Origin of the sequence: Enterobacter sp. BIDMC 26, assembly GCF_000534435.1 — a bacterium.
In the GTDB taxonomy this organism is placed as follows: Bacteria; Pseudomonadota; Gammaproteobacteria; order Enterobacterales; family Enterobacteriaceae; genus Enterobacter; species Enterobacter ludwigii.
Genome location: NZ_KI973182.1, coordinates 3938312 through 3963029 on the forward strand (window position 1 = coordinate 3938312; position 24718 = coordinate 3963029).

The following is a 24718-nucleotide window of genomic DNA, read 5'->3' on the forward strand; positions in this document are numbered from 1 at the left end:
GTGCGTTATTCAGGACTAAAGCCAAATTTAATATCCATGTTTACTTTTGCGAGCCGCTTTCCAGAATCGTTTTCAGCCTCGTTTTCCCTGTTTCACTCGACAACAAACTGAGTTATAACACTGTATATTTATACAGATTAAAGGGACCCACATGGCACTCGAAAAAGGGATTGATACGCTGGTTCAGGCGTTCATCGCAGCAGGACGTCCTTCTGCGCGTAGCCAAAGTATTGATGACCGGAGAGCAGGCTATATTGCCAGCACGGCGCTTGCCGGTGAGACAGAAACGCGCGTTGACGTAGAAACGCTGAACCTCGAAGGCATCACATATCGCGTCTTCTCTCCGCCAGATGCTGCTGAAAAGCTGCCGACCGTTATCTACTACCACGGGGGATGCTTCATAAGCGGCGGCTTCGATACTCACGATAATCAACTGCGCCAGTTAGCGTTTTATGGCAACTGCCGCGTCATTGCGATCCAGTACAGACTTGCTCCTGAACATACCTACCCTGCCGCCCATGATGATGCAGAAAGAGGCGCACATCTGGTCTGGCAATACGCGGATATGTTTGGCGTGGATAAAAACCGTATCACCCTGTGCGGGGACAGCGCAGGAGGCCATCTGGCATTGGTGACTGCCCTGCGGCTCACGTCTTCCGGACTCTGGCAGCCGGCGCAGCTCATTCTTATCTACCCAATGCTGGATGCCACGGCCTCTTTTGAAAGTTATACCCGTAACGGCGCGGATTACGTCATCACCCGCGATACGCTGCTGAGCGGATATGAGCTCTATCTGGCCCACACGGAACGCCAGCATCCTGAAGCGAGCCCGCTCTGGCGAAAGGATTTTAGCGGCCTGCCTCCCGTGCACATCATTACTGCCGAGTTTGATCCGCTTTGCGACGAAGGTGAAGCGCTATATCAGCGCCTGACTGAGCAAGGCGTCACGTGTACGGCTCAGCGGTGGCTGGGGGTTATCCATGGATTTTTCCAGCTTGGCGGGGTCAGCCCGTCTGCGCGCGATCTTCTGAGGGATATTGCCAGACGGATCGGCGCGGGGAATTAGCCCGGCAATCATGCCGGGACGCCGGAGCCTACTCTTCTTCGTTTCCACCCTCTTCAAACGCGCCAAACGGCTTCGCAGGAAGAACGATGTAGGTACCTTCAAAGACGGCACCCGGCGTTTCATCGCCGAACAGCTCAACGCGCATCTGTACGCGCGCTTTACGCCCGCGCGCCAGGCGGTCGAGATCGCCACCAAGTGCGCCAAGATCGGCAACGGCGCTCGGCTTACCACTGATCGGCGCGCTGTAACGTATATGGGCATCGGCCAGAATAATGGTGCCGCCAAGATGGCGTTCGCGGAGCATCAGCCAGATAAGCCCCCAGCCGGTCAGCGTGGCGAGTGAAAACAGGCTGCCGGCAAACAGGGTGTGATGGGGGTTCTGATTGCCGATTTCCGGCATGGTGGTAATGAATTTTTGCCCGGTGTACTGCTGAATACGCACGCCCATTTTTTCACTCAGGGGAATGTGCTGATACCAGGCCTGCTGGAGCTGCCCACACCAGTCGGCGCGATGGAGAATATCATCCAGCGTAGCGATGGGTTTGATCATCAAAAAGTGACGAATCGGCGTGGTTTGCGGGGCGGTGATTTCCCCCTGGTTAACAAAACCGAGTTTGGCGAAGAATTCGACGGCGTCTTCGCGGGCGCTACAGGTGACGCGCTTAACCCCTTCCTGACGGGCGACGGACTCGAGGGTCATCGCCATCAAGGTGCCGAGGCCTTTATCCTGCACGGAAGGATGAACCGCCATAAAGCGGATTGAAGCTTCGTTATCGGCATTGATGTACAAACGCCCGACGGCGACGAGGTTACCCTCTTCGTCCATCACCATCTGGTGATGGGCCATCGCATCCCAGGCGTCGCGCTCAGACCCTTTTGGCTGATGTAATGGCTTGCGTAACATTTCCCAACGGAACTGGTAATAGGCTTCTAACTCTTCTTCCGTTTGCGGTACTCGAAGGTGATACATAGCTGTACTCTCTCTTGTTACCCGCGGCCACGCCGCCAGTTGGCTCATACCTGGAGCCAGAATGTGACGGGGCCATCGTTCACCAGCGATACCTGCATATCTGCAGCGAATCGTCCGGTTTGCGTATTCATGTCCTGGTGACGACAACGCGCCACAAAGTACTCGTAAAGGGCTTCTGCACGATCCGGTGCGGCACCTTTAGAGAAACCCGGGCGCATGCCGCGCTCGGTATCGGCCGCCAGCGTAAACTGGGAGACCACCAGCACGCTGCCACCCGCCTGCTGAACGTTCAGGTTCATCTTACCTTCCGCATCGCTGAAAATGCGGTAGCCCAGCACGCGCTCGCACAAGCGGTTGGCTTTCTGTTCGTCATCATCCTTTTCGACACCTAACAACACTAAAAGTCCTGGGCCAATTTCACCCGTCACCTCTCCCTCCACGGTGACGCTGGCACGGGTTACGCGCTGTATCAATGCAATCATGGTTGGTCTGCTTCTTGTTGTTTTTCAGCTTCTGCTGCTTTTTTAAGTTCGCGGTATACGCCGAGAGTGACAGTTATTTCGGCACCAAGCAAGACGATACACCAGGTCCAGTAGACCCAGACAAATAAAATGGGGATCACCGCCAGCACGCCGTAAATCAGCTGATAAGACGGGAACATGGTGATGTAAAGGGCAAACCCTTTTTTGCCCAGTTCAAAGAGCAATGCCGCGACCAGCGCGCCCACGACCGCATCGCGGTTAGGCACGCGCGTGGTCGGTACCACGCTGTACAGCAGCCAGAAAGAGAGCCACGATAAAATCAGCGGGAAGATACGCAACAGGTTATCGATAACGCCGTTGAGATCGCTGGCCCAGCGCAGCGAAAGCAGATACGAACTGATAGCCAGACTCGCACCGGCCAGCAAGGGCCCCAGCGTTAAGATCATCCAGTACACCGCAAAGGAATAAACCTTGGGCCGCGCCTTTTTACTCCGCCAGATGGCATTCAGCGCGTTATCTATGGCGTACATCAATAACAGCGCCGTGACGATCAGGCCGCACGCCCCGACCGCCGTCATTTTGCTGGAGTTAGCGACAAACTGTTCAATGTAGTTCTGTATGACATCCCCGGTGGCGGGAATAAAATTCGCAAAGACAAAGTGGCGAAGCTGCAGGCTGACATCTGCAAACATTGGAAAAGCGGAAAATAGCGCAAAAATGACGGCCACCAGCGGCACAAGCGAGAGCAGTGACACGTAGGCGAGGTTACCCGCCAGCGTGGTCATGTTGTCCTCATCAATGCGATGCCAGAGCAGTTTCAGCCACGCCCTGAGCGGACGAGTATGATGCGTGGCTTTTTGATGAACGGTTTTTAGCATAACTGCTTCGCAAAATAGTTTGGTATCGTCTCCTTTCCGGTCACCAGAATTGACGTAATACCCAACTGGTTAGCTCCCTCTATATTATCGGCATTGTCGTCGAAAAAGACCGCATCGGCCGCGGTGAATCCTTCCGCCTGCAGAACCGCCTGATAGATACGCGCTTCGGGTTTACGCATCCCCATCTCCTGGGAGAGGTAGATTTTATCGGCCGCCGCCTGCACCTCAGGATACTCGTCAGGCCAGAACGTGGTATGCAGACGGTTAGTATTCGACAGCACCACAACCCGATGCCCCTGCTCGCGGAGTTTATGCATAATGGCGATCACGTCCGGGCGGATCGCGACGAACACTGCCTGCCAGCCATGGGAAAATTGCTCGTAACTTAACGGCACATCCATTTCATGACACAGACGTTCAGCAAATTCTTCATCGCTAATTTCGCCGCGCTCGTGCTGATGGAAGGTCTCGCCCATGGCGAAACTCTGCTTTAACGTCGCCAGCGGGACACGGCTAAAGTCGCTCCATGCGCCCAGCACCCGATTAAAATCGATATCGACGATTACATTTCCTAAGTCAAAGATATAAAGCATTTTTTATCTCCTGCTCGCCGTGGAAAAGTAACTGTAGCGGGAAAGATAAGGTTTGGCTATGCGCCAGATTCAGCTTACAGAAAGGAAAGGCCCGAGCCTGAATATCGGGCCATTAAGAAGGGTTAGCCTGCCTGCTGTTCGTCGCCTGAATTCACCTCAACGACTTCAACCTTGCTGGATTTGAGATGATTGTGCAGCGCAGATCCCGGTAGCTCATCGGTGAAGAGCGCGGTTGCCTGCGACACGTTACCAATTTCAACGGCAGCAGAGGCGTGGTATTTCGTATGATCGGCCGCCAGTAAAATATGTCGCGCGTGGGCCATCATGGTTTTCACCACGCTGGCTTCATTAACGTCAAACTCCATCATCGCGCCGTCGTGTTCAATTGCTCCGACGCTGGTCACCAGGTAATCGGCACGGAAGCCTGACACGAACGCCGTCGCTGCAGGCCCGATAATGCCTCCGTTATGCGGACGCAGCGTACCGCCAGGCACCATCACTTCAAAGCGCGGGTTCTTATACAGAATATGCGCCACCCGCAGGCTGTTGGTGATGATGCGCAGATGATTATGGTTGAGCAGCGCCCGGGCAACGTGCTCCACCGTCGTCCCGATAGTAATGAAGATGGTTGAACCATCGGGAATGTAGTCGGCAATCGCTTCGGCAATGGCCCGCTTCTCTTCGGTCAAGGAGACTTCACGTTGCTCAAATGCGGTGTTCACCACGCTGGATGCCCTGCCCGCGCCGCCATGATGACGCGTGATCAGCCCCTGCTCACTCAGCTTGCGGATATCCCGGCGCACGGTTTGCGTTGAGACGTCCAGCAGTTGCGCCAGTTCATCAATGTTCATATAGCCGCGGTCAGCAATCAACGTAAGCAGTTGATCGTGCCGCGGGTTGCCGGTCAGTTCGGTAAGGCTCATGGGCTGTCCTCTGAAAACCATCACGCCCCGCATTTTATACAAAAAGTGACAAAAAAGAGCGGGTTTGATCACAGTCAGGTATACCCGCCCGTCCTCCGGTCCGGGTACATTTCAGTGCCGCAACCGCACTCGCGAAACGTACCGCGTCTGTTGCATCCCCCTGCTGCGCCAGACTCACCGCCAGCGCGCCGTGAAAGACATCCCCTGCACCTGTGGTATCCACCACGTCGACCGCAAATCCCGGCTGATGACGCAGCGCGCCCTGCTCCAGCCAGTAACACCCTTCACACCCTTGCGTGACGTAGACATGTCCATTTGTGAGCGTTTGTGCTTTTCTCAGTGCGTTTTCCGTATCGTCCAGCTGGCTTAAACGCCGCAAACCCGGCGCGGAGAAGGCCGCGTGATCGCTTAAGGCGACCAGCTCAGCAATGTCCTGCGGGGTGACATCGGCATCAAGCAGCGTGCTGACGCCCTGCTGGCGGGCAAGGGTGAACGCCTGTTTAGCCCCTTCGTGCCAGCGCACGTCGGCTAATACGATATCCCATTGCGAAAAATCGATATCCTGCAGCCATGCCGCCGTAGCCGGGAGATCGGGGCTGGGGTAGTTAGCAATAACTCGCTCCCCGTGGCCATCCACCAGCACGGCCGATTGCGATGAACGGGCTCCTTTCACCATCCGCGTATAGCGCGTGTTTACCCCCAGGGACTCCAGCTCCGCGAGCAGTCTTCTGCCGGTATCGTCATCACCCACCCGGCCAATAAAGTCCACCTCAGCCCCCAGTTTCGCTGCCGCCACCGCCGCAGTCGCCGCGGGACCACCGCCCACCTCCGTATAGTCTTTTGCGACATATTTGCCACCTTCTTTCGGTAAATCATCGAGATACCAGATGCGATCCAGCACGGTAATGCCGACACAAACGATGCGAGTCATGGTGATTCCTTCTGCGTTTTCTGATGCTCTCATTTTAATTTCACGAAATGTTTAAAAAGTGACCCCTGTCAATTTTTTGACTATAAATTACAAATACGATCAAAAACAGACAACGAAAACGCTCAATAATTGACACGATGTGACAGGAGAGAAGCATGTCAGCAATTGCCTTTATCGGGTTAGGACAGATGGGTGCGCCCATGGCAACGAATCTGCTTAAACAGGGCCACCAGCTTCACGTTTTTGATGTAAACCCGCAGGCGATACAGGCTCTGGTGGCGCGTGGAGCCCGGGCTGCAGCCACGCCTGCACAGGCAGTAAAGGAGGCCGAATTTGTCATTACCATGCTGCCAAACGGAGACCTGGTTCGCACAGTCTTGTTTGGTGAGCAGGGCGTCTGCGAAGGGTTATCCCGCGAAGGGCTGGTCATTGATATGTCCACCATTCACCCGCTACAGACCGATGCCCTGATCCGCGACATGGCTGAACGTGGTTTCAGCATGATGGATGTGCCTGTCGGACGCACATCGGACCATGCCGTCGCCGGAACATTACTCCTTCTGGCTGGCGGCACCGCGCAGCAGGTTGAACGTGCCACGCCGGTGTTGATGGCGATGGGCAATGAACTGATAAACGCAGGTGGGCCAGGCATGGGCATCCGCGTGAAGCTTATTAACAACTACATGAGCATTGCCCTGAACGCGCTGTCCGCTGAAGCCGCCGTGCTGTGTGAAGCCCTCGGCCTCTCTTTCGATGTGGCGCTCAGCGTCATGAGCGGTACGCCAGCAGGCAAAGGCCACTTCACCACCTCATGGCCTAACAAGGTGCTCAAAGGCGATCTTACACCGGCCTTTATGATCGACCTCGCGCATAAAGATCTGGGGATCGCGCTGGACGTGGCAAACCAGCTCCACGTCCCGATGCCGCTGGGCGCCGCCTCCCGTGAAGTCTACAACCAGGCGCGGGCCGCCGGACGCGGGCGCGAAGACTGGACAGCCATTCTTGAACAGGTTCGCGCATCCGCCGGGCTGAAAAAAACACACTGATACGAAAGGACTGAGGAATGACGATGTACACCCTGAAAGATATCACCCGACCTTCCGGCGGTTTTGCGATGCTGGCCGTTGACCAGCGCGAAGCGATGCGCCTGATGTTTGCTGCGGCTGGCGCACCGGTGCCGGTCACCGATCGGCATCTCACCGACTTTAAGGTCAACGCGGCCAAGATTCTGTCGCCGTATGCCTCCGCCATTCTTGTCGATCAGCAGTTTTGCTACCAGCAGATCGTTGAGCAACAGGCCGTTGCCAAAAGCTGCGCGATGATTGTGGCAGCAGACGAATTTATTCCGGGAAACGGGATCCCCGTTGATAGCGTCGTCATCGATAAAAACGTTGATGCCCAGGCGGTCAGGCGCGATGGCGGTAAAGCGCTGAAGCTACTGGTGCTGTGGCGTAGCGACGAAGATCCGCAGCAGCGTCTGGAGATGGTGAAAGCGTTCAATCAGCTGTGCCATGACAATGGACTGCTCAGCATTATTGAGCCGGTAGTCCGCCCGCCGCGTCGCGGCGCGACGTTTAATCGTGAACAGGCCATTATCGACGCGGCAAAAGAACTGGGAGACAGCGGAGCTGACCTTTACAAAGTGGAGATGCCCCTGTTCGGCAAAGGCTCTCAGCAGGAATTGCTGACTGCCTCGCAAAAACTGAACGAGAACATCGCCATGCCGTGGGTGATCCTCTCATCCGGCGTGGACGATAAGTTGTTCCCAAGGGCGGTGAGTGTTGCGATGCAGGCGGGTGCATCCGGCTTTTTAGCTGGCCGCGCCGTCTGGTCATCAGTGATTGGCCTGCCGGACACGGAACTGATGCTCCGTGATATTTCTGTGCCGAAACTGCAGCGTTTGGGTGAGATCGTCGACGAAATGATGGCTCGCCGTTAAGAAAGGACCCGAACATGAAATGGTTTAACACCCTGAGCCATAACCGCTGGCTTGAACAAGAGACTGACCGCATTCTCGATTTCGGTAAAAACGCCGCCGTGCCGACCGGCTTTGGCTGGCTGGGCAATAACGGTCAGGTGCGCAGCGATATGGGCACGCATCTGTGGATCACCGCCCGTATGCTGCACGTTTATGCCGTGGCGGCAAACATGGGGCGTCCCGGCGCATATGCCCTGGTGGAGCATGGCATCAACGCCCTGAACGGTCCGCTGCGTGACCCGCAATATGGCGGCTGGTACGCCTGTATTAACGATGAAGGCGTTATGGATGCCTCCAAGCAGGGCTATCAGCACTTCTTTGTTTTGCTGGGCGCGGCCAGCGCCGTCACAACCGGCCATCCACAGGCTCGCAAGTTACTGGACGATGCCATCGAGGTGATTGAGCGTTATTTCTGGAGCGAACAGGAACAGATGTGCCTGGAATCCTGGGATGAGGCCTTCAGCAAAACCGAAGAGTACCGTGGTGGCAACGCCAATATGCACGCTGTCGAAGCCTTCCTGATTGTGTATGACGTGACGCATGACCGTAAATGGCTCGACCGCGCCCTGCGCATTGCCTCGGTGATCATTCACGACGTGGCACGCAAGGGCGAGTACCGGGTTAATGAGCATTTCGATACGCAATGGAACCCCATCCGCGATTACAACATTGATAACCCCGCTCACCGTTTTCGCGCCTACGGCGGTACGCCAGGCCACTGGATCGAGTGGGGCCGCCTGATGCTGCACCTGCGCGCTGCGCTGGAAGCGCGTTTTGAAACACCCCCCGCATGGCTGCTGGAAGATGCAAAAGGGTTGTTCCACGCCACAATCCGCGACGCCTGGGCACCCGATGGTGCCGACGGTTTTGTCTATTCCGTTGGCTGGGATGGTAAACCCATCGTTCGCGAGCGCGTGCGCTGGCCGATTGTCGAAGCGATGGGAACGGCCTATGCGCTCTATACCGTCACCGGCGAGGCGCAGTACGAAGCCTGGTATCAGAAATGGTGGGATTACTGCATCAAATACCTGATCGACTACGAGAACGGTTCATGGTGGCAGGAGCTGGATATCCATAACGAAGTGACCACCAAAGTCTGGGACGGCAAGCAGGATATTTATCATCTGCTGCATTGCCTGGTGATCCCTCGCTTACCGCTGGCGCCAGGGTTAGCCCCGGCCGTTGCCGCCGGATTACTGGATAGCCAGGCCAAATAATAAAAACGGAGATCTTATGCGTACCCTACACAATATTATTCTTAAAAGCAGTGAACATGGTTTCACCCTGAGCTGGCAGGATCGTCTGATTCTGTCCCACACCGCCGACACCCCGTGCCTGTGGATCGGCGCAGGTGAAGCCGATATCGAGATGTTTCGCGGCAACTTCAGCATCAAAGACAAACTCAACGAAAAAATTGCCCTGACCGAGGCCACCGTCGCGCCGCAAAATGCGGGCTGGGCGATTCGCTTTACCCGGGGTGACGCCGTCAGCGCCACGCTACTGGTGGGTGTGGATGCCGAAGGACGCCTGGAGCTGAAACTCAAAAATGATGCCTCCAGCCATAACCGCATCTGGCTGCGGCTGGCGGCCCAGCCCGAGGATCATATCTATGGTTGCGGAGAGCAGTTCTCCTACTTCGACCTGCGCGGCAAGCCGTTCCCGTTGTGGACCAGCGAGCAGGGCGTGGGCCGTAATAAGCAGACCTACGTCACCTGGCAGGCAGACTGCAAAGAGAACGCGGGCGGCGATTACTACTGGACCTTCTTCCCGCAACCCACCTTTGTGAGTACCCAGAAGTACTACTGCCACGTGGATAACAGCTGTTATATGAATTTCGACTTCAGCGCGCCGGCGTTCCATGAGCTGGCCTTCTGGGAAGATAACGCCACGCTGCGCTTCGAATGTGCCCAAACGTATGTCGATCTGCTGGAAAAACTGACCGGGTTACTGGGCCGCCAGCCCGAACTGCCGGACTGGGTTTACGACGGGGTAACGCTGGGCGTTCAGGGCGGCACCGACGTGTGCCAGCAAAAGCTCGACACCATGCGCAACGGCGGTGTGAAGGTGAACGGTATCTGGGCGCAGGACTGGTCCGGCATCCGGATGACCTCCTTTGGCAAACGCGTGATGTGGAACTGGAAGTGGAACAGCGATCTGTATCCGCAGCTGGATACACGTATCCCGCAGTGGAAGCAGGAAGGCGTGCAGTTCCTCTCCTATATCAACCCTTACGTGGCAAGCGACAGAGACCTCTGTGAAGAGGCGGCGAAACGCGGTTATCTGACCAAAAACGCCGACGGTCAGGACTATCACGTCGAGTTCGGCGAGTTCTATGCGGGCGTTATCGACCTGACGAATCCGGAAGCCTACGACTGGTACAAAGAGATCATCAAAAAGAACCTGATAGAACTGGGCTGTGGCGGCTGGATGGCTGATTTTGGTGAATATTTGCCGACTGATACCTTCCTGCACAACGGCGTGAGCGCGGAAATCATGCACAACGCCTGGCCTGCGCTATGGGCGAAATGTAACTACGAGGCGCTGGAAGAGACCGGCAAGCTCGGCGAGATCCTGTTCTTTATGCGCGCGGGTTATACCGGCAGCCAGAAACACTCGGTGATGATGTGGGCCGGCGATCAGAACGTCGACTGGAGCCTGGACGACGGTCTGGCGTCAGTGGTTCCTGCGGCACTCTCACTGGCAATGACCGGGCACGGGCTGCATCACAGCGACATCGGCGGTTATACCACGCTGTTTGAGATGAAACGCAGCAAAGAGCTGCTGCTGCGCTGGTGCGACTTCAGCGCCTTCACACCGATGATGCGTACCCACGAGGGCAACCGCCCTGGCGATAACTGGCAGTTTGATGGCGACGGCGAAACCATCGCCCACTTTGCGCGTATGACGACCGTCTTCACTACCCTGAAGCCCTACATCAAAGCCGCCGTTGCGCAGAACGCGAAAAGCGGCCTGCCGGTGATGCGCCCGCTGTTCCTGCATTACGAAAACGATGCGCGCAGCTACACGCTGAAATACCAGTATCTGTTTGGCCGCGATCTGCTGGTGGCACCGGTCCATGAAGAAGGCCGTCGTGACTGGACGCTCTATTTGCCTGAGGACACCTGGGTGAATGCCTGGACGGGTGAAACGCATGAGGGCGGTGACATCACCGTTGACGCTCCGCTCGGCAAACCGCCGGTGTTTTATCGCCAGCAAAGCGAATGGGCAGACCTGTTTAGCACCTTACGTCATATCTGATAAGGCTCGCCCGCAGGGAAACCTGCGGGCAGATGGAGAACAATAATGCGTCAACACGCTTCCGATCCGGCAACGCTACGCCTGCCGTTTAAAGAGAAACTCGCCTACGGGATGGGCGATCTCGGCTCTAACATCCTTCTGGATATCGGCACGTTGTATCTGCTGAAGTTCTACACCGACGTTCTTGGCCTGCCTGGTACCTACGGCGGGATCATCTTCCTGATTGCCAAGTTCTTCACCGCCTTCACCGATATGGGCACGGGTATCATGCTTGATTCCCGACGCAAGATCGGTCCTAAGGGCAAATTCCGCCCGTTCGTGCTGTATGCGGCGTTCCCGGTGACGTTACTGGCCATCGCAAACTTTGTCGGCACGCCGTTTGAAATCACCGGCAAAACGGTGATGGCAACCGTGCTGTTCATGCTTTACGGCCTGTTCTTCAGCATGATGAACTGCTCCTACGGTGCGATGGTGCCGGCCATTACCAAAAACCCGGACGAGCGCGCTTCGCTGGCCGCCTGGCGTCAGGGCGGCGCCACGCTTGGCCTGCTGCTCTGTACCGTCGGGTTTGTGCCGGTAATGAACCTGATTGAAGGCAATGACCAGCTTGGGTATATCTTTGCCGCGACCCTCTTCTCGCTGTTCGGGCTGTTCTTTATGTGGTGGTGCTATAAGGGCGTGACCGAGCGTTACGTTGAGATGCAGCCCGCCAATCCAGCCCAGAAGCCCGGCCTGCTGCAGTCGTTTCGCGCCATCGCCGGTAACCGACCGCTGTTTATTCTCTGCATCGCCAACCTGTGCACGCTGGGGGCCTTTAACGTCAAGCTCGCCATTCAGGTTTACTACACGCAGTACGTGCTGAACGACCCTATTCTGTTGTCCTACATGGGCTTTTTCAGCATGGGCTGCATTTTCATCGGCGTCTTTATGATGCCCGGCGCGGTGCGTCGCTTCGGCAAGAAAAAGGTCTATATCAGCGGGCTGCTGATTTGGGTGGCAGGCGACCTGCTCAACTACTTCTTTGGCGGTGGTTCGGTGAGCTTTGTGGCGTTCTCCTGTCTGGCCTTCTTCGGCTCAGCCTTCGTGAACAGCCTCAACTGGGCGCTGGTGTCCGATACCGTGGAGTACGGCGAGTGGCGCACCGGCGTGCGATCCGAAGGGACGGTCTATACCGGCTTTACCTTCTTCCGGAAGGTCTCACAGGCGCTGGCCGGCTTCTTCCCCGGCATCATGCTCACGCAAATCGGCTATGTGCCAAACGTGGTGCAATCCGCCGGAACGGTTGAAGGGCTGCGGCAGCTGATATTTATCTACCCCAGTCTGCTGGCCGTCATCACCATCGTGGCGATGGGCTGTTTCTACAACCTCAACGAGAAGATGTATGTGCGCATCGTGGAAGAAATTGAACTGCGCAAACGTACAGCATAACTGACTTGAGAGAGCGCCCTGCGGGGCGCTGTGAGGATCGACCATGACACACAAGAGTGATCCGTTAACCCTGAAGCTGAGCCTGCGCGAAAAGTGCGCCTACGGGATGGGCGATTTTGGCTCTAACCTGATGCTCTGTATTGGCACGCTGTATCTGCTGAAGTTTTATACTGATGAACTGGGCATGCCCGCTTTTTATGGCGGCATTATTTTCCTGGTGGCGAAGTTCTTTACCGCATTCACCGACATGCTGACCGGGGTGTTGCTGGATTCGCGGCGTAACATCGGTGCCAGAGGCAAATTCAGGCCGTTTATTCTTTATGCCTCGGTGCCGGTTGCCCTGGTGGCCACGGCGCAGTTTGTGGCCACCGATTTTAGCCTGACGGTGAAAACCGCTATTGCCACCCTGCTCTTCATGATGTTTGGCCTCTGTTATAGCCTGATGAACTGCTCTTATGGCGCGATGGTTCCCGCCATCACTAAAAATCCGAACGAGCGGGCGCAGCTTGCGGCCTGGCGTCAGGGTGGCGCAACGGTTGGGTTGTTGCTCTGCACCGTGGGGTTTATGCCAATTCAGGCGCTGTTTGTCAGCCAGCCCTCCCTCGGCTATCTGGTGGCCGCACTGGTGTTCGTCACCGGTGGTCTGTTCTGCATGTGGTGGTGCTACAGCGGTGTGAAAGAGCGCTATGTGGAGGTTACGCCCGATCATCATAAGCCTGGTATCCTGAAATCCTTCTGTGCCATTTTCCGCAACCCGCCGTTGCTGGTGTTGTGTATCGCCAACCTCTGCACCCTCGCCGCGTTTAATATCAAACTGGCGATTCAGGTCTACTACACCCAGTACGTGCTAAACGATCTGCATCTGCTGTCGTGGATGGGTTTTTTCAGTATGGGCTGCATTCTGGTTGGCGTGTTTCTGGTGCCTGGCGCGGTTAAGCGCTTCGGCAAGAAGCCGGTCTACCTTGGCGGGCTGACGCTGTGGGCCGTGGGCGACGTGATGAACTTCCTCTGGGGAACCAGCTCCCTGCTCTTTGTGCTCTTTTCCTGCATGGCCTTTTTCGGTACGGCATTCGTAAACAGCCTCAACTGGGCGCTGGTGCCCGATACCGTGGATTATGGCGAGTGGAAAACAGGCATTCGCGCCGAAGGGTCGGTTTATACCGGTTATACCTTCTCACGCAAAATCTCCGCCGCCCTCGCCGGTTTCCTGCCGGGCATTATGTTGACGCAGATTGGCTACATTCCACACGCCGTGCAGAGTGCGGGCACGCTACTGGGGCTCCGTCAGCTAATTTTTCTCTGGCCGTGCGGCCTGGCGATCGTTGCCGCGATAATCATGGGACTCTTTTATAAACTCAACGAAGCACGCTTCGCCTTTATTATTGAGGAGATTGGAAAACGGAAAAAACAACCCGCAAAACCCCCTGAGTTAACCACCAACAATAAAGCGTCAGCAGTCACTTTATAACAATAAATCCGGCCCTAATTCCCTTCCTGTGTAACAGGAGGGGGGCCTTTCTGTACCTCATACATGGACTGATTATGAAAAGAATCGTTACTGCACTGGTTGTGTCGTCTGTGTCCTGCTCGGCAGTTGCCGGCGCCTATGTCGAAACGCGCGAAGCCTATAATACGGCCTCTGAACTGCACGAAGTGATCCTGCGTGCCGGCTATAACTTCGATAAGGGCGCGGGGCTGATGTTCACTAACGCCTATAACGTGGGCAAATGGGACGAGCTTAAGCACAGCTATAACGAAATTGAAGGGTGGTATCCGCTTTTTAAACCGACCGATAAACTCACCTTTCAGCCTGGCGGTTTACTGAATGACAGCAGCGCCGGGTCCGGAGGCGCTATCTATCTGGATACCAATTATAAATTTCTCGACTGGTTTAACCTGACCTTCCGCTATCGCTATAACCACAACAATTACGATACGCCGGACTACAACGGCCAGATGGATAAAAACGACACCCACGAATTCGCTAACTACTGGAATTTCAAGGTCACGGATGCGTTTTTCTATACCTTTGAACCGCATTTTTTCCAGCGCGTGAACGATTACCACAGCAAAAATGGCAAAGACCATCACTGGGAAATCACTCACAAATTTAGCTATAAAATCGATAAAAACTGGCTGCCCTATCTCGAGCTCCAGTGGCTGGACAGATGGAATGATTACAACCGCGAGCAGTACCGTATCCGCCTGGGGTTAAGGTATTCGTTCTGATAATAAAAAAAGCCGCTGATCGCTCAGCGGCTTTTTACGTGCCGGGTGGCGCATGCGCTTACCCGGCCTACGGATTGACCGTATTACTCTTCTTTCGCACCGCGCATTGCACGTTTACGATCGTTCTCGGTCAGGTGACGTTTACGGATACGGATAGACAGTGGGGTCACTTCTACCAGTTCGTCGTCATCGATGAACTCCAGAGCTTGCTCCAGGGTCATCTTGATCGGTGGAACCAGAACCGTTGCTTCGTCAGTACCGGACGCACGCATGTTGGTCAGTTTCTTACCGGTCAGGCAGTTTACAGTCAGGTCGTTAGAACGACTGTGAATACCGATGATCTGGCCTTCATAAACTTCAGCACCGTGACCCAGGAACAGCTTACCGCGATCCTGCAGACCGAACAGCGCAAACGCAACCGCTTTACCCTGACCGTTGGAGATCAGAACGCCGTTGTTACGCTGACCAACTTCACCTGGACGAACGTCGTCGTAGTGGCTGAAGGTGGAGTACAGCAGACCGGTACCGGACGTCATGGTCATGAACTCTGAACGGAAACCGATCAGACCACGGCTTGGGATCACGTAGTCGAGACGTACGCGGCCTTTGCCATCTGGATTCATGTTTTTCAGGTCGCCTTTACGCTCACCCAGAGCCTGCATAACAGAACCCTGATGCTGCTCTTCAACGTCCAGCGTTACGTTCTCGAACGGCTCTTGTTTACGGCCGTCGATTTCGCGGAAGATAACTTTCGGACGGGAAACCGCCATTTCGAAACCTTCACGACGCATGTTTTCGATCAGAACAGACAGGTGCAGCTCACCACGACCAGAAACGCGGAATGCGTCAGCATCCTGAGTTTCTTCAACGCGCAGCGCAACGTTGTGCACCAGCTCTTTGTTCAGGCGGTCAAGGATCTGACGAGAGGTAACGAATTTACCTTCTTTGCCACAGAACGGAGAGGTGTTGACGTTGAAGAACATGGTTACCGTTGGTTCATCAACAGACAGGGCTGGCAGCGCTTCCACATTCTGCGGGTCGCAGATGGTGTCAGAGATGTTCAGCTCGCCCAGACCGGTAATCGCGATGATGTCGCCTGCTTCAGCCAGTTCGCTGTCGATACGCTCCAGACCCAGGTGAGTCAGCACTTTGCCCACTTTACCGTTACGGGTTTTGCCTTCGCTATCGATGATAGTAACCTGCTGGTTCGGCTTCACTTTACCGCGTTTGATGCGGCCGATACCGATAACGCCAACGTAGTTGTTGTAGTCCAGCTGGGAGATCTGCATCTGCAGCGGACCATCAAGATCAACATCCGGAGCCGGTACGTGATCGACAATCGCCTGATACAGCGGAGTCATGTCTTCCGCCATATTTTCGTGATCCAGACCCGCGATACCATTCAGCGCCGAAGCGTAAATGATAGGGAAGTCCAGCTGCTCGTCGGTCGCGTCGAGGTTAACGAATAGGTCGAACACCTGATCAACAACCCAGTCAGGACGCGCGCCCGGACGGTCAACCTTGTTGATAACAACAATAGGTTTCAGGCCATGGGCAAATGCTTTTTTGGTCACGAAGCGCGTTTGCGGCATTGGGCCGTCAAATGCGTCAACTACCAGCAGCACGGAATCCACCATGGACATCACGCGCTCAACTTCACCACCGAAGTCGGCGTGCCCTGGGGTATCAACGATGTTGATACGGTAGTCATTCCATTTGATAGCGGTGTTTTTCGCGAGGATAGTAATCCCACGCTCTTTCTCCAAATCGTTGGAGTCCATCACACGCTCTTGAGTTTCGGCACGAGCATCAAACGTACCGGACTGCTGCAGCAGCTTATCAACCAGGGTGGTTTTACCATGGTCGACGTGCGCGATGATGGCGATGTTACGCAAATTTTCGATCACAACTTTGCCTCAGGCATTAGAAATAGCGCGTTATTGTACACGGATTAATCGCACTACAAAACAGGATCACAAACATCCCCCGCAAACAAGTATTGCAGAGATGCTTTGTGATCGCTTTCACGGAGCGTAAAAAGGGCACTTTAACGAAAATTGCACCAATATGGTGCTCAGTGTTCACACTGAAGCACTATACTGGTGCAACATAACCATTGTGGTGCAGCACTTTTGCACTATGGTGCGCATGATAACGCCTTTTTGGGGTGTTTTAAAAGTTGGCACAGATTTCGCTTTATAAAAATACGGCAAAAAAATGGCACACAGCCAGCCCAAGACAGAAATTGAAGACCTCGTTACCACGACGACAATGACCAATCTGGAGAGTTAAGTATGTCCGCTGAACACGTTTTGACGATGCTGAACGAACATGAAGTGAAGTTTGTTGATCTGCGCTTCACCGATACCAAAGGTAAAGAACAGCACGTCACTATTCCTGCTCATCAGGTAAACGCCGAATTCTTTGAAGAAGGCAAAATGTTTGACGGCTCCTCCATTGGCGGCTGGAAAGGTATCAACGAATCTGACATGGTTCTGATGCCTGACGCTTCCACTGCGGTCATTGATCCGTTCTTCGAAGAACCAACCCTGATCATCCGTTGCGACATCCTCGAGCCAGGCACACTGCAGGGCTACGACCGCGACCCACGCTCCATCGCGAAACGCGCTGAAGAGTACCTGCGTTCAACCGGTATCGCAGACACCGTACTGTTCGGGCCAGAGCCAGAATTCTTCCTGTTTGATGACATCCGTTTCGGTGCCTCTATTTCTGGCTCCCACGTTGCCATCGACGATATCGAAGGTGCATGGAACTCCTCCACCAAATACGAAGGTGGTAACAAAGGTCACCGTCCTGGCGTTAAAGGCGGTTACTTCCCGGTTCCTCCGGTCGACTCCGCTCAGGACATCCGTTCCACCATGTGTCTGGTGATGGAAGAGATGGGCCTGGTGGTTGAAGCTCACCACCACGAAGTGGCGACTGCGGGTCAGAACGAAGTGGCAACCCGCTTCAACACCATGACCAAAAAAGCAGACGAAATTCAGATCTACAAATACGTTGTGCACAACGTTGCGCACCGTTTCGGTAAAACCGCGACCTTCATGCCAAAACCAATGTTTGGCGATAACGGTTCCGGTATGCACTGCCACATGTCTCTGTCCAAGAACGGAACCAACCTGTTCTCTGGTGACAAATATGCCGGTCTGTCTGAGCAGGCTCTGTATTACATTGGCGGCGTAATCAAACACGCTAAAGCGATCAACGCCCTGGCGAACCCAACCACTAACTCCTACAAGCGTCTGGTCCCAGGCTACGAAGCACCGGTAATGCTGGCGTACTCTGCCCGTAACCGTTCTGCTTCTATCCGTATCCCGGTGGTGGCGTCTCCTAAAGCGCGTCGTATCGAAGTTCGCTTCCCGGATCCAGCTGCTAACCCATACCTGTGCTTCGCAGCACTGCTGATGGCGGGTCTGGACGGTATCAAGAACAAGATCCACCCAGGCGAAGCTATGGACAAAAACCTGTACGATCTGCCGCCAGAAGAAGCGAAAGAGATCCCACAGGTTGCAGGCTCTCTGGAAGAAGCCCTGCAGGCGCTGGACGCAGACCGCGAGTTCCTGACTGCGGGTGGCGTGTTCACTGACGACGCTATCGATGCTTACATCGCCCTGCGTACTGAAGAGAACGACCGTGTGCGTATGACGCCACACCCGGTTGAGTTCGAACTGTACTACAGCGTTTAAGTTTCAATGAGTTTCGCGCGCCCTTTTACGCGCGATCTCACAAGCTTTTATTTGTTGCCGTGGAAACTTTCAGCCCATCTCCGGATGGGCTTTTTTCTCCACCAACAAACTGATCTCACGCGCTTTTTACGACGAAAAAGCTATACTGCACTAAATTAGTGCAACCAACACCAGGAGACTGCTGAATGGCAACTGGCACGCTGCCCGATGCTGGGCAGATCCTCAATTCTTTGATTAACAGTATTTTGCTGGTCGACGACGAGCTGGCCGTACATTACGCCAACCCGGCGGCGCAGCAGCTGCTCGCCCAGAGCTCACGCAAACTGTTTGGCACCCCGCTTCCGGAATTATTGAGCTATTTCTCGCTGAATATTGGCCTGATGCAGGAAAGTCTGCAGGCCGGTCAGGGCTTTACCGATAACGAAGTCACGCTGGTGATCGACGGGCGCTCACATATTTTATCGCTTACCGCACAACGGCTTCCAGAAGGGCTGATCCTGCTTGAAATGGCGCCGATGGATAATCAGCGCCGCCTGAGCCAGGAACAACTTCAACATGCTCAGCAAATTGCCGCCCGTGACCTGGTGCGAGGCCTGGCGCATGAAATCAAGAACCCGCTGGGTGGCTTACGCGGTGCGGCACAACTCCTGACCAAAGCGCTGCCCGACCCTGCGCTGGCGGAGTACACCAACGTCATCATTGAGCAGGCAGACCGCCTGCGTAACCTGGTTGACCGTCTGCTCGGGCCGCAACAGCCCGGCATGCATGTTTCAGAAAGTATTCATAAAGTGGCTGAGCGGGTTGTGAAACTCGTCTCAATGGAGCTGCCGGAGAACGTCACGCTGGTCCGTGATTACGACCCAAGCCTGCCGGAATTGGCGCACGACCCGGATCAGATTGAGCAGGTCTTGCTGAATATTGTGCGTAATGCCCTGCAGGCACTGGGGCCGGAAGGGGGCGAAATTATTTTGCGCACCCGCACCGCGTTCCAGCTCACACTGCACGGCGTGCGCTATCGTCTGGCTGCCCGCATCGACGTTGAGGACAACGGGCCGGGTATTCCGTCGCATCTTCAGGACACCCTGTTCTACCCGATGGTCAGCGGTCGCGAAGGCGGTACCGGCCTGGGGTTATCCATTGCCCGTAGTTTGATCGATCAACACTCTGGAAAAATTGAATTTACCAGTTGGCCGGGACATACCGAGTTTTCGGTTTTCCTGCCGATTAAAAAATAAAGGTGACGTTTATGCAACGAGGGATAGTCTGGGTAGTCGATGACGATAGCTCCATCCGTTGGGTGCTTGAACGCGCGCTCACAGGGGCAGGATTAAGCTGCACGACGTTTGAGAGCGGCAGCGAAGTGCTCGACGCACTCACCACCAAAACGCCGGATGTGCTGCTTTCGGATATTCGCATGCCGGGAATGGACGGGCTGGCGCTTTTAAAGCAGATCAAACAACGCCATCCTATGCTTCCGGTCATCATAATGACGGCGCATTCCGACCTGGACGCCGCGGTGAGCGCCTATCAGCAAGGGGCGTTCGATTACCTGCCCAAACCGTTTGATATCGACGAAGCGGTCGCCCTGGTTGAGCGCGCGATCAGCCACTACCAGGAGCAGCAGCAGCCTCGTCACACGCCTGACTTCGGGCCCACGACGGACATCATTGGCGAAGCGCCAGCCATGCAGGATGTGTTTCGTATCATTGGCCGTCTGTCACGCTCGTCCATCAGCGTACTGATTAATGGCGAATCGGGAACCGGTAAAGAGCTGGTAGCGCATGCCTTACATCGCCACAGCCCGCGGGCAAAAGCACCGTTTATCGCCCTCAATATGGCCGCCATCCCAAAGGATTTAATTGAATCCGAACTGTTTGGCCATGAGAAAGGGGCTTTTACCGGCGCGAATACCATTCGCCAGGGTCGCTTCGAGCAGGCTGACGGTGGAACACTCTTCCTGGATGAAATCGGCGATATGCCGCTGGATGTCCAGACCCGTCTGCTGCGCGTGTTGGCCGACGGACAGTTTTATCGCGTAGGTGGCTATGCGCCGGTGAAGGTCGATGTACGCATTATTGCCGCGACGCACCAGAATCTGGAGCAGCGCGTCCAGGAAGGTAAATTCCGTGAGGATTTATTCCATCGCCTGAACGTGATCCGCGTTCATTTGCCACCGCTACGTGAACGCCGTGAAGATATTCCCCGCCTGGCTCGTCATTTTCTGCAGGTCGCTGCCCGTGAGCTGGGCGTGGAAGCCAAGCAGTTGCACCCGGAAACCGATGCCGCCCTCACCCGCCTGGCGTGGCCGGGCAACGTGCGTCAGCTGGAAAACACCTGTCGCTGGTTGACCGTAATGGCCGCCGGACAGGAAGTCCTGATTCAGGATTTACCGGCTGAACTGTTTGAAGCGACTGCGCCAGAAAGCAGCACCGGACATACATTGCCGGACAGCTGGGCGACGCTGCTGGCACAGTGGGCCGATCGCGCGCTGCGTTCCGGTCATCAAAACTTGCTGTCTGAGGCCCAGCCCGAGATGGAGCGCACGCTGTTGACCACCGCACTCCGCCATACACAGGGCCATAAGCAGGAAGCGGCACGCCTGCTGGGATGGGGACGTAATACCCTGACGCGTAAGCTGAAAGAGCTTGGCATGGAGTGATCTTTACCCTTGTGTAAAGGTTATTAATTGAGCGCAAATTGCTGCTATTTTGCGCTTTACTGTATCAATGATTTTTGTATGATCGTGCCCGGAAAGTGAGGGTGATCATCATGCTGGAAACATTAGTGAATATGCTCTCAAGTGGAGCAGCTGAAAGCCACACGCCACAAACAGCCGTTGCTGCTGTGCTGTGCGCGGCGCTGGTTGGGCTGTTTAGCTAGAGAGTCGCTAACAAAAAAGCCGGGTAGCGGCTTCGCCTTACCCGGCCAAATATTTTGGCACGTCTTAAATGACGCGTGAGAACTGCTGCAGACGCGCTTTCTGACGCAGATAGGCGTCGAAGCACATGCAGATATTACGAATCAACAGGCGCCCTTTGGGTGTCACGTCAATTGCACGTTCTGAAACATCCACCAGCCCATCTTTTGCCAGAGGCGCTAACAGCTTCAGGTCATCAGCAAAGTAATCGCTGAAATGCAGATCCCACTGCGTTTCCACCTCGCTGAAATCAAGACGGAAGTTACAGATGAGCGCCTTAATCACATCACGACGGATGCAGTCATCGCGCGTTAATGCGATACCGCGCCACAGAGCGTTGCCCGCGTCATCTACCTGCTGATAGTAAAGCTTCAGCTCTTTCTGGTTCTGCGCGTAGCAGTCACCGATCATGCTGATGGCGGAGACGCCCATCCCCAGCAAATCGGTGTCGCCCTGGGTGGTGTAGCCCTGGAAATTTCGGTGCAGTACGCCTTCGCGCTGGGCAATAGCCAGCTCGTCATCCGGACGAGCAAAGTGATCCATGCCGATGAACAGATAACCGGCTTCGGTCAGCGAGGCGATGGTTTCCTGCAGAATATCCAGCTTCTGTTGGGCAGAAGGCAGGTCGGCATCTTTGATTTTGCGCTGAGCGGCAAACAGCGTCGGCAGATGCGCATAGTTAAAGACGCTCAGGCGGTCCGGGTTGAGTTCGGCCACGCGTTTCAGCGTGAAGGCGAAGCTCTCCGGCGTTTGCTTAGGCAGGCCGTAAATCAGGTCGATATTGGTCGACGTAAAGCCGATATCGCGGGCGTGGTTGAGTAAGGCAAAGATAAACTCTTCATCCTGCTCACGGTTCACCAGCCGCTGCACCTCTTTGTTGAAGTCCTGCACGCCCATGCTCAGGCGATTGAAACCTTCAGCGCGTAAGTGATCCAGTACATCCAGCTCAATTTCGCGCGGATCGACCTCGATCGAGATTTCAGCATCGTCGTTAAACCGGAAGTTGTTGCGCAGGAGCGTCATTAAACGGCTGATCTGCGCTTTATTCAAATACGTTGGCGTCCCCCCACCCCAGTGAAGCTGGCTGACGTGACGGCCGGCAAACAGCGGGGCACGGTGCAGAATTTCCTGCTCAAGCGCATCCAGATACTGATCGGCTTTATGTTGTTGACGGGTAACGATTTTATTGCAGCCGCAGAAGTAGCAGAGCTTGTGGCAGAACGGAATATGGACATAGAGCGACAGCGGGCGCTCGGGGTAGCGCGCGACAGCCTGCTGAAACGCCGCTTCGCCGAAACTATCGGAGAACTCCAGCGCAGTGGGGTATGACGTATAACGCGGCCCGGAATAGTTATATTTCTGGATTAGGGCCAAATCCCAGTCGATAGTTGGTACAGACATGCTCACTCCTTCCGTTGGTGTCGCGTTCGCATACGGCGGCCCGTTCTGGCCCCATCGCGGGCCATCACTCGGGTGCGCAGCCACTTCTGTCGCCGCGACAACCGCCGTAGTTTAACGAATAACCACACCAGATAACATATAACCGGAAGGGTTATTAGCAGGACTATCGTCCCTGCCGGATGCAAATGCTAGTTTCCACCCTTCAGAAGACGCATCATATCTTCCTGCTTTTCGTCTTCTTCTTCGTCTTCGTCATCGTCGTAGGACAGACCCAGCTTCTGCATCAGCTCATCAATGCGGTCCAGTTTGGCATCAACCCATGACTGCTCTTCGGCGGTCAGGGTTTCACCCTCTTCAAGACGTTCCAGCAGCGCGTCCAGGCGCTCATCGTTCTCCAGCAAATCCAGCTCAGCCTGCGGTGAAAGCATAGGTTTCTCGCTCTTTGGTTTGTGCTGCTTAGTGACCGGGGTGTCTGTCACGCCCAGTGGAACAGGTGTTTTACTGCCAATACGTGGGTCTTTCTGCTGCTTGTTTTTCGCAGAAGCGCCAGAAGCATCACCACCGTTTGCACGGCTACCCGCAGCATGACCGCGATGTTTTTTATCGCGTTTGCGATCGCGCGATTCCTGGTTCAGTTCTTCGCGCGTTTTGCGGTGTGCTTTTGCAGGGCGTTTAGCGCCCGCAGCGGAGGTCGGTTTTTTCATGATGTTTTATCTTTAAGTCGTTTTCTTCAGTATAGAATTGCGGCGAAATCTAGCAGAAAGCAAGCAAAGAAAAAAGGCGACAGAGCAATCTGTCGCCTTTTTTCCTGACTCACAACCCTTAACGGGTCAGACATTCCGTGTTTGCCAACAACAAACCCTGTTTATCCCTTGGCTAATACCATCCGTGATACGGTTCCGTTTCCTGTTAAAACGCCTCCAGGCGTTGGTCATCCTGACAATCCTGCGTCTTCGCCTCCTGGCGCTCCTGACCCTAATCCTTAAGTCTGTTTCCTGTTGGCTTCCTCGCCCTGACGCACACTTTACCCTGTTCAGTTAAACTGACAAGCAACGAAACGGCACAAAAACGGATTTTCAGATAATTACCCGAGAATAAACTTATGATTTAAAACAATTTGGCTTTTTTAACGCCTGCGAATTCTCTGAAATCTCCCATAGTATTCATAGCCGATCTCTCACAACCGCCAGGGTTTTAACCTACAGGCACTGTGCAATCAAAAAAGTCTTTTGCCGGCATTCAGGTATAATCCCCCTCAGATTACGATTTTGGAGACGACCACGTGACTACCTGGAACTACCAACAGACGCATTTTGTCACCAGTGCGCCCGATATCCGCCACCTTCCTTCTGATACTGGCATTGAAGTGGCTTTTGCTGGCCGCTCTAACGCGGGGAAATCCAGCGCCCTGAATACGCTGACCAATCAGAAGAGCCTGGCGCGTACCTCAAAAACACCTGGCCGTACTCAGCTGATTAACCTGTTTGAAGTGGCAGAAGGCAAACGCCTGGTCGACTTACCGGGATATGGTTACGCGCAAGTACCGGAAGAGATGAAGATCAAATGGCAGCGTGCGCTGGGTGAATACCTGGAAAAACGCCAGTGCCTGAAAGGTCTGGTGGTGCTGATGGATATCCGCCATCCCCTGAAAGATCTCGATCAGCAGATGATCGACTGGGCTGTCTCAAGTGAGATAGCCGTGCTGGTACTGCTGACTAAAGCGGATAAGCTGGCGAGCGGCGCGCGTAAAGCGCAGGTGAATATGGTTCGCGAAGCGGTGCTGGCTTTTAACGGCGACGTACAGGTAGAGCCGTTCTCCTCGCTGAAAAAGCAGGGTGTCGACAAGCTGCGTCAGAAGCTCGATAGCTGGTTCAACGAGCTGGAACCCGCGACGGAAGCGGAAGAAGAGTAATACCGAGCGCGGCGATGTCCGCGCTTTTTTTTGCCTGGATTTTTCTTT

General features: G+C 54.9%; 22 protein-coding genes. 13 read left to right on the plus strand and 9 right to left on the minus strand.

Going from position 1 to position 24718, the window contains the following annotated elements; all coding sequences use genetic code 11:
• Positions 1–151 precede the first annotated feature (151 nt).
• Positions 152–1066, plus strand: a complete 915-nt coding sequence (locus L462_RS04920) for an alpha/beta hydrolase (RefSeq protein WP_032679257.1) — start codon at positions 152–154, stop codon at positions 1064–1066.
• Between the two features lie 28 nt (positions 1067–1094).
• Here L462_RS04920 and fabY read toward each other — a convergent pair whose 3' ends face one another.
• The 6 genes from fabY to L462_RS04890 form a co-directional block, all read right to left on the minus strand.
• Positions 1095–2036: a fatty acid biosynthesis protein FabY gene (fabY, locus tag L462_RS04915; RefSeq protein WP_020883976.1), complete on the minus strand. Its 942-nt coding sequence runs from the start codon at positions 2034–2036 to the stop codon at positions 1095–1097.
• Positions 2037–2080: 44 nt separating this feature from the next.
• On the minus strand, positions 2081–2518 hold the full coding sequence (gene dtd, locus L462_RS04910) for a D-aminoacyl-tRNA deacylase (RefSeq protein WP_032679259.1): 438 nt from the start codon (positions 2516–2518) through the stop codon (positions 2081–2083).
• Complete coding sequence (locus L462_RS04905; RefSeq protein WP_014172237.1) at positions 2515–3396, minus strand: virulence factor BrkB family protein; 882 nt, start codon at positions 3394–3396, stop codon at positions 2515–2517. Before L462_RS04905 ends, dtd begins: the two co-directional genes overlap by 4 nt.
• On the minus strand, positions 3390–3989 hold the full coding sequence (gene yihX / locus L462_RS04900; protein WP_014172238.1) for a glucose-1-phosphatase: 600 nt from the start codon (positions 3987–3989) through the stop codon (positions 3390–3392). The genes L462_RS04905 and yihX overlap by 7 nt, the downstream gene beginning before the upstream one ends.
• A 122-nt stretch (positions 3990–4111) precedes the next feature.
• Complete coding sequence (locus tag L462_RS04895) at positions 4112–4912, minus strand: DeoR/GlpR family DNA-binding transcription regulator (RefSeq protein WP_032679260.1); 801 nt, start codon at positions 4910–4912, stop codon at positions 4112–4114.
• A 34-nt stretch (positions 4913–4946) separates the two neighbouring features.
• A complete protein-coding gene (locus L462_RS04890) occupies positions 4947–5843 on the minus strand; it encodes a sugar kinase (RefSeq protein ID WP_032679262.1) in 897 nt (298 codons plus the stop codon).
• A 155-nt stretch (positions 5844–5998) separates the two neighbouring features.
• On the opposite strand from L462_RS04890, the gene yihU reads away from it, so the two are divergent.
• The 7 genes from yihU (at position 5999) to ompL (ending at position 14736) form a co-directional block, all read left to right on the plus strand.
• A complete protein-coding gene (yihU, locus tag L462_RS04885) occupies positions 5999–6889 on the plus strand; it encodes a sulfolactaldehyde 3-reductase (RefSeq protein ID WP_032679264.1) in 891 nt (296 codons plus the stop codon).
• A gap of 17 nt (positions 6890–6906) precedes the next feature.
• Positions 6907–7782: a sulfofructosephosphate aldolase gene (yihT, locus tag L462_RS04880; RefSeq protein ID WP_025202734.1), complete on the plus strand. Its 876-nt coding sequence runs from the start codon at positions 6907–6909 to the stop codon at positions 7780–7782.
• A 14-nt stretch (positions 7783–7796) separates the two neighbouring features.
• Positions 7797–9038, plus strand: coding sequence for a sulfoquinovose isomerase (yihS, locus tag L462_RS04875; protein ID WP_014172243.1), 1242 nt, complete (start codon positions 7797–7799; stop codon positions 9036–9038).
• Positions 9039–9054: 16 nt separating this feature from the next.
• Positions 9055–11079, plus strand: coding sequence for an alpha-glucosidase (locus L462_RS04870; RefSeq protein WP_032679266.1), 2025 nt, complete (start codon positions 9055–9057; stop codon positions 11077–11079).
• A gap of 45 nt (positions 11080–11124) precedes the next feature.
• A complete protein-coding gene (locus L462_RS04865; protein ID WP_020883982.1) occupies positions 11125–12507 on the plus strand; it encodes an MFS transporter in 1383 nt (460 codons plus the stop codon).
• Positions 12508–12550: 43 nt separating this feature from the next.
• Positions 12551–13975 carry an MFS transporter gene (locus tag L462_RS04860; protein WP_032679267.1) on the plus strand — a complete coding sequence of 475 codons (1425 nt, stop codon included), beginning with the start codon at positions 12551–12553 and terminating at the stop codon, positions 13973–13975.
• A 74-nt stretch (positions 13976–14049) separates the two neighbouring features.
• On the plus strand, positions 14050–14736 hold the full coding sequence (gene ompL, locus L462_RS04855; protein ID WP_020883984.1) for a porin OmpL: 687 nt from the start codon (positions 14050–14052) through the stop codon (positions 14734–14736).
• Between the two features lie 83 nt (positions 14737–14819).
• Here the strand turns inward: ompL and typA are convergent, their stop codons facing one another.
• Positions 14820–16643, minus strand: coding sequence for a ribosome-dependent GTPase TypA (typA, locus tag L462_RS04850; protein WP_014172248.1), 1824 nt, complete (start codon positions 16641–16643; stop codon positions 14820–14822).
• Between the two features lie 387 nt (positions 16644–17030).
• Between typA and glnA the strand changes: the two genes are divergently transcribed.
• The 4 genes from glnA (at position 17031) to L462_RS25210 (ending at position 21320) form a co-directional block, all read left to right on the plus strand.
• Entirely contained in the window at positions 17031–18440 is a 1410-nt protein-coding gene (gene glnA, locus L462_RS04845) for a glutamate--ammonia ligase (protein ID WP_014172249.1), read from the plus strand.
• A 185-nt stretch (positions 18441–18625) separates the two neighbouring features.
• Positions 18626–19675, plus strand: a complete 1050-nt coding sequence (gene glnL, locus L462_RS04840) for a nitrogen regulation protein NR(II) (RefSeq protein WP_014172250.1) — start codon at positions 18626–18628, stop codon at positions 19673–19675.
• An 11-nt stretch (positions 19676–19686) separates the two neighbouring features.
• Positions 19687–21099, plus strand: a complete 1413-nt coding sequence (gene glnG / locus L462_RS04835; RefSeq protein ID WP_032679268.1) for a nitrogen regulation protein NR(I) — start codon at positions 19687–19689, stop codon at positions 21097–21099.
• 110 nt (positions 21100–21209) lie between these two features.
• Positions 21210–21320 (plus strand): YshB family small membrane protein, encoded by a 111-nt coding sequence (locus L462_RS25210; RefSeq protein WP_032670298.1) that lies wholly within the window; start codon positions 21210–21212, stop codon positions 21318–21320.
• A 64-nt stretch (positions 21321–21384) separates the two neighbouring features.
• Here the strand turns inward: L462_RS25210 and hemN are convergent, their stop codons facing one another.
• The gene (hemN, locus tag L462_RS04830) at positions 21385–22758 is read right to left on the minus strand and encodes an oxygen-independent coproporphyrinogen III oxidase (RefSeq protein ID WP_032679269.1); all 1374 of its coding nucleotides are present in this window, start codon (positions 22756–22758) and stop codon (positions 21385–21387) included.
• 188 nt (positions 22759–22946) lie between these two features.
• Entirely contained in the window at positions 22947–23462 is a 516-nt protein-coding gene (gene yihI / locus L462_RS04825) for a Der GTPase-activating protein YihI (protein ID WP_014172254.1), read from the minus strand.
• Positions 23463–24040: 578 nt separating this feature from the next.
• Between yihI and yihA the strand changes: the two genes are divergently transcribed.
• Positions 24041–24670, plus strand: a complete 630-nt coding sequence (gene yihA, locus L462_RS04820; protein ID WP_014172255.1) for a ribosome biogenesis GTP-binding protein YihA/YsxC — start codon at positions 24041–24043, stop codon at positions 24668–24670.
• Positions 24671–24718 lie beyond the last annotated feature (48 nt).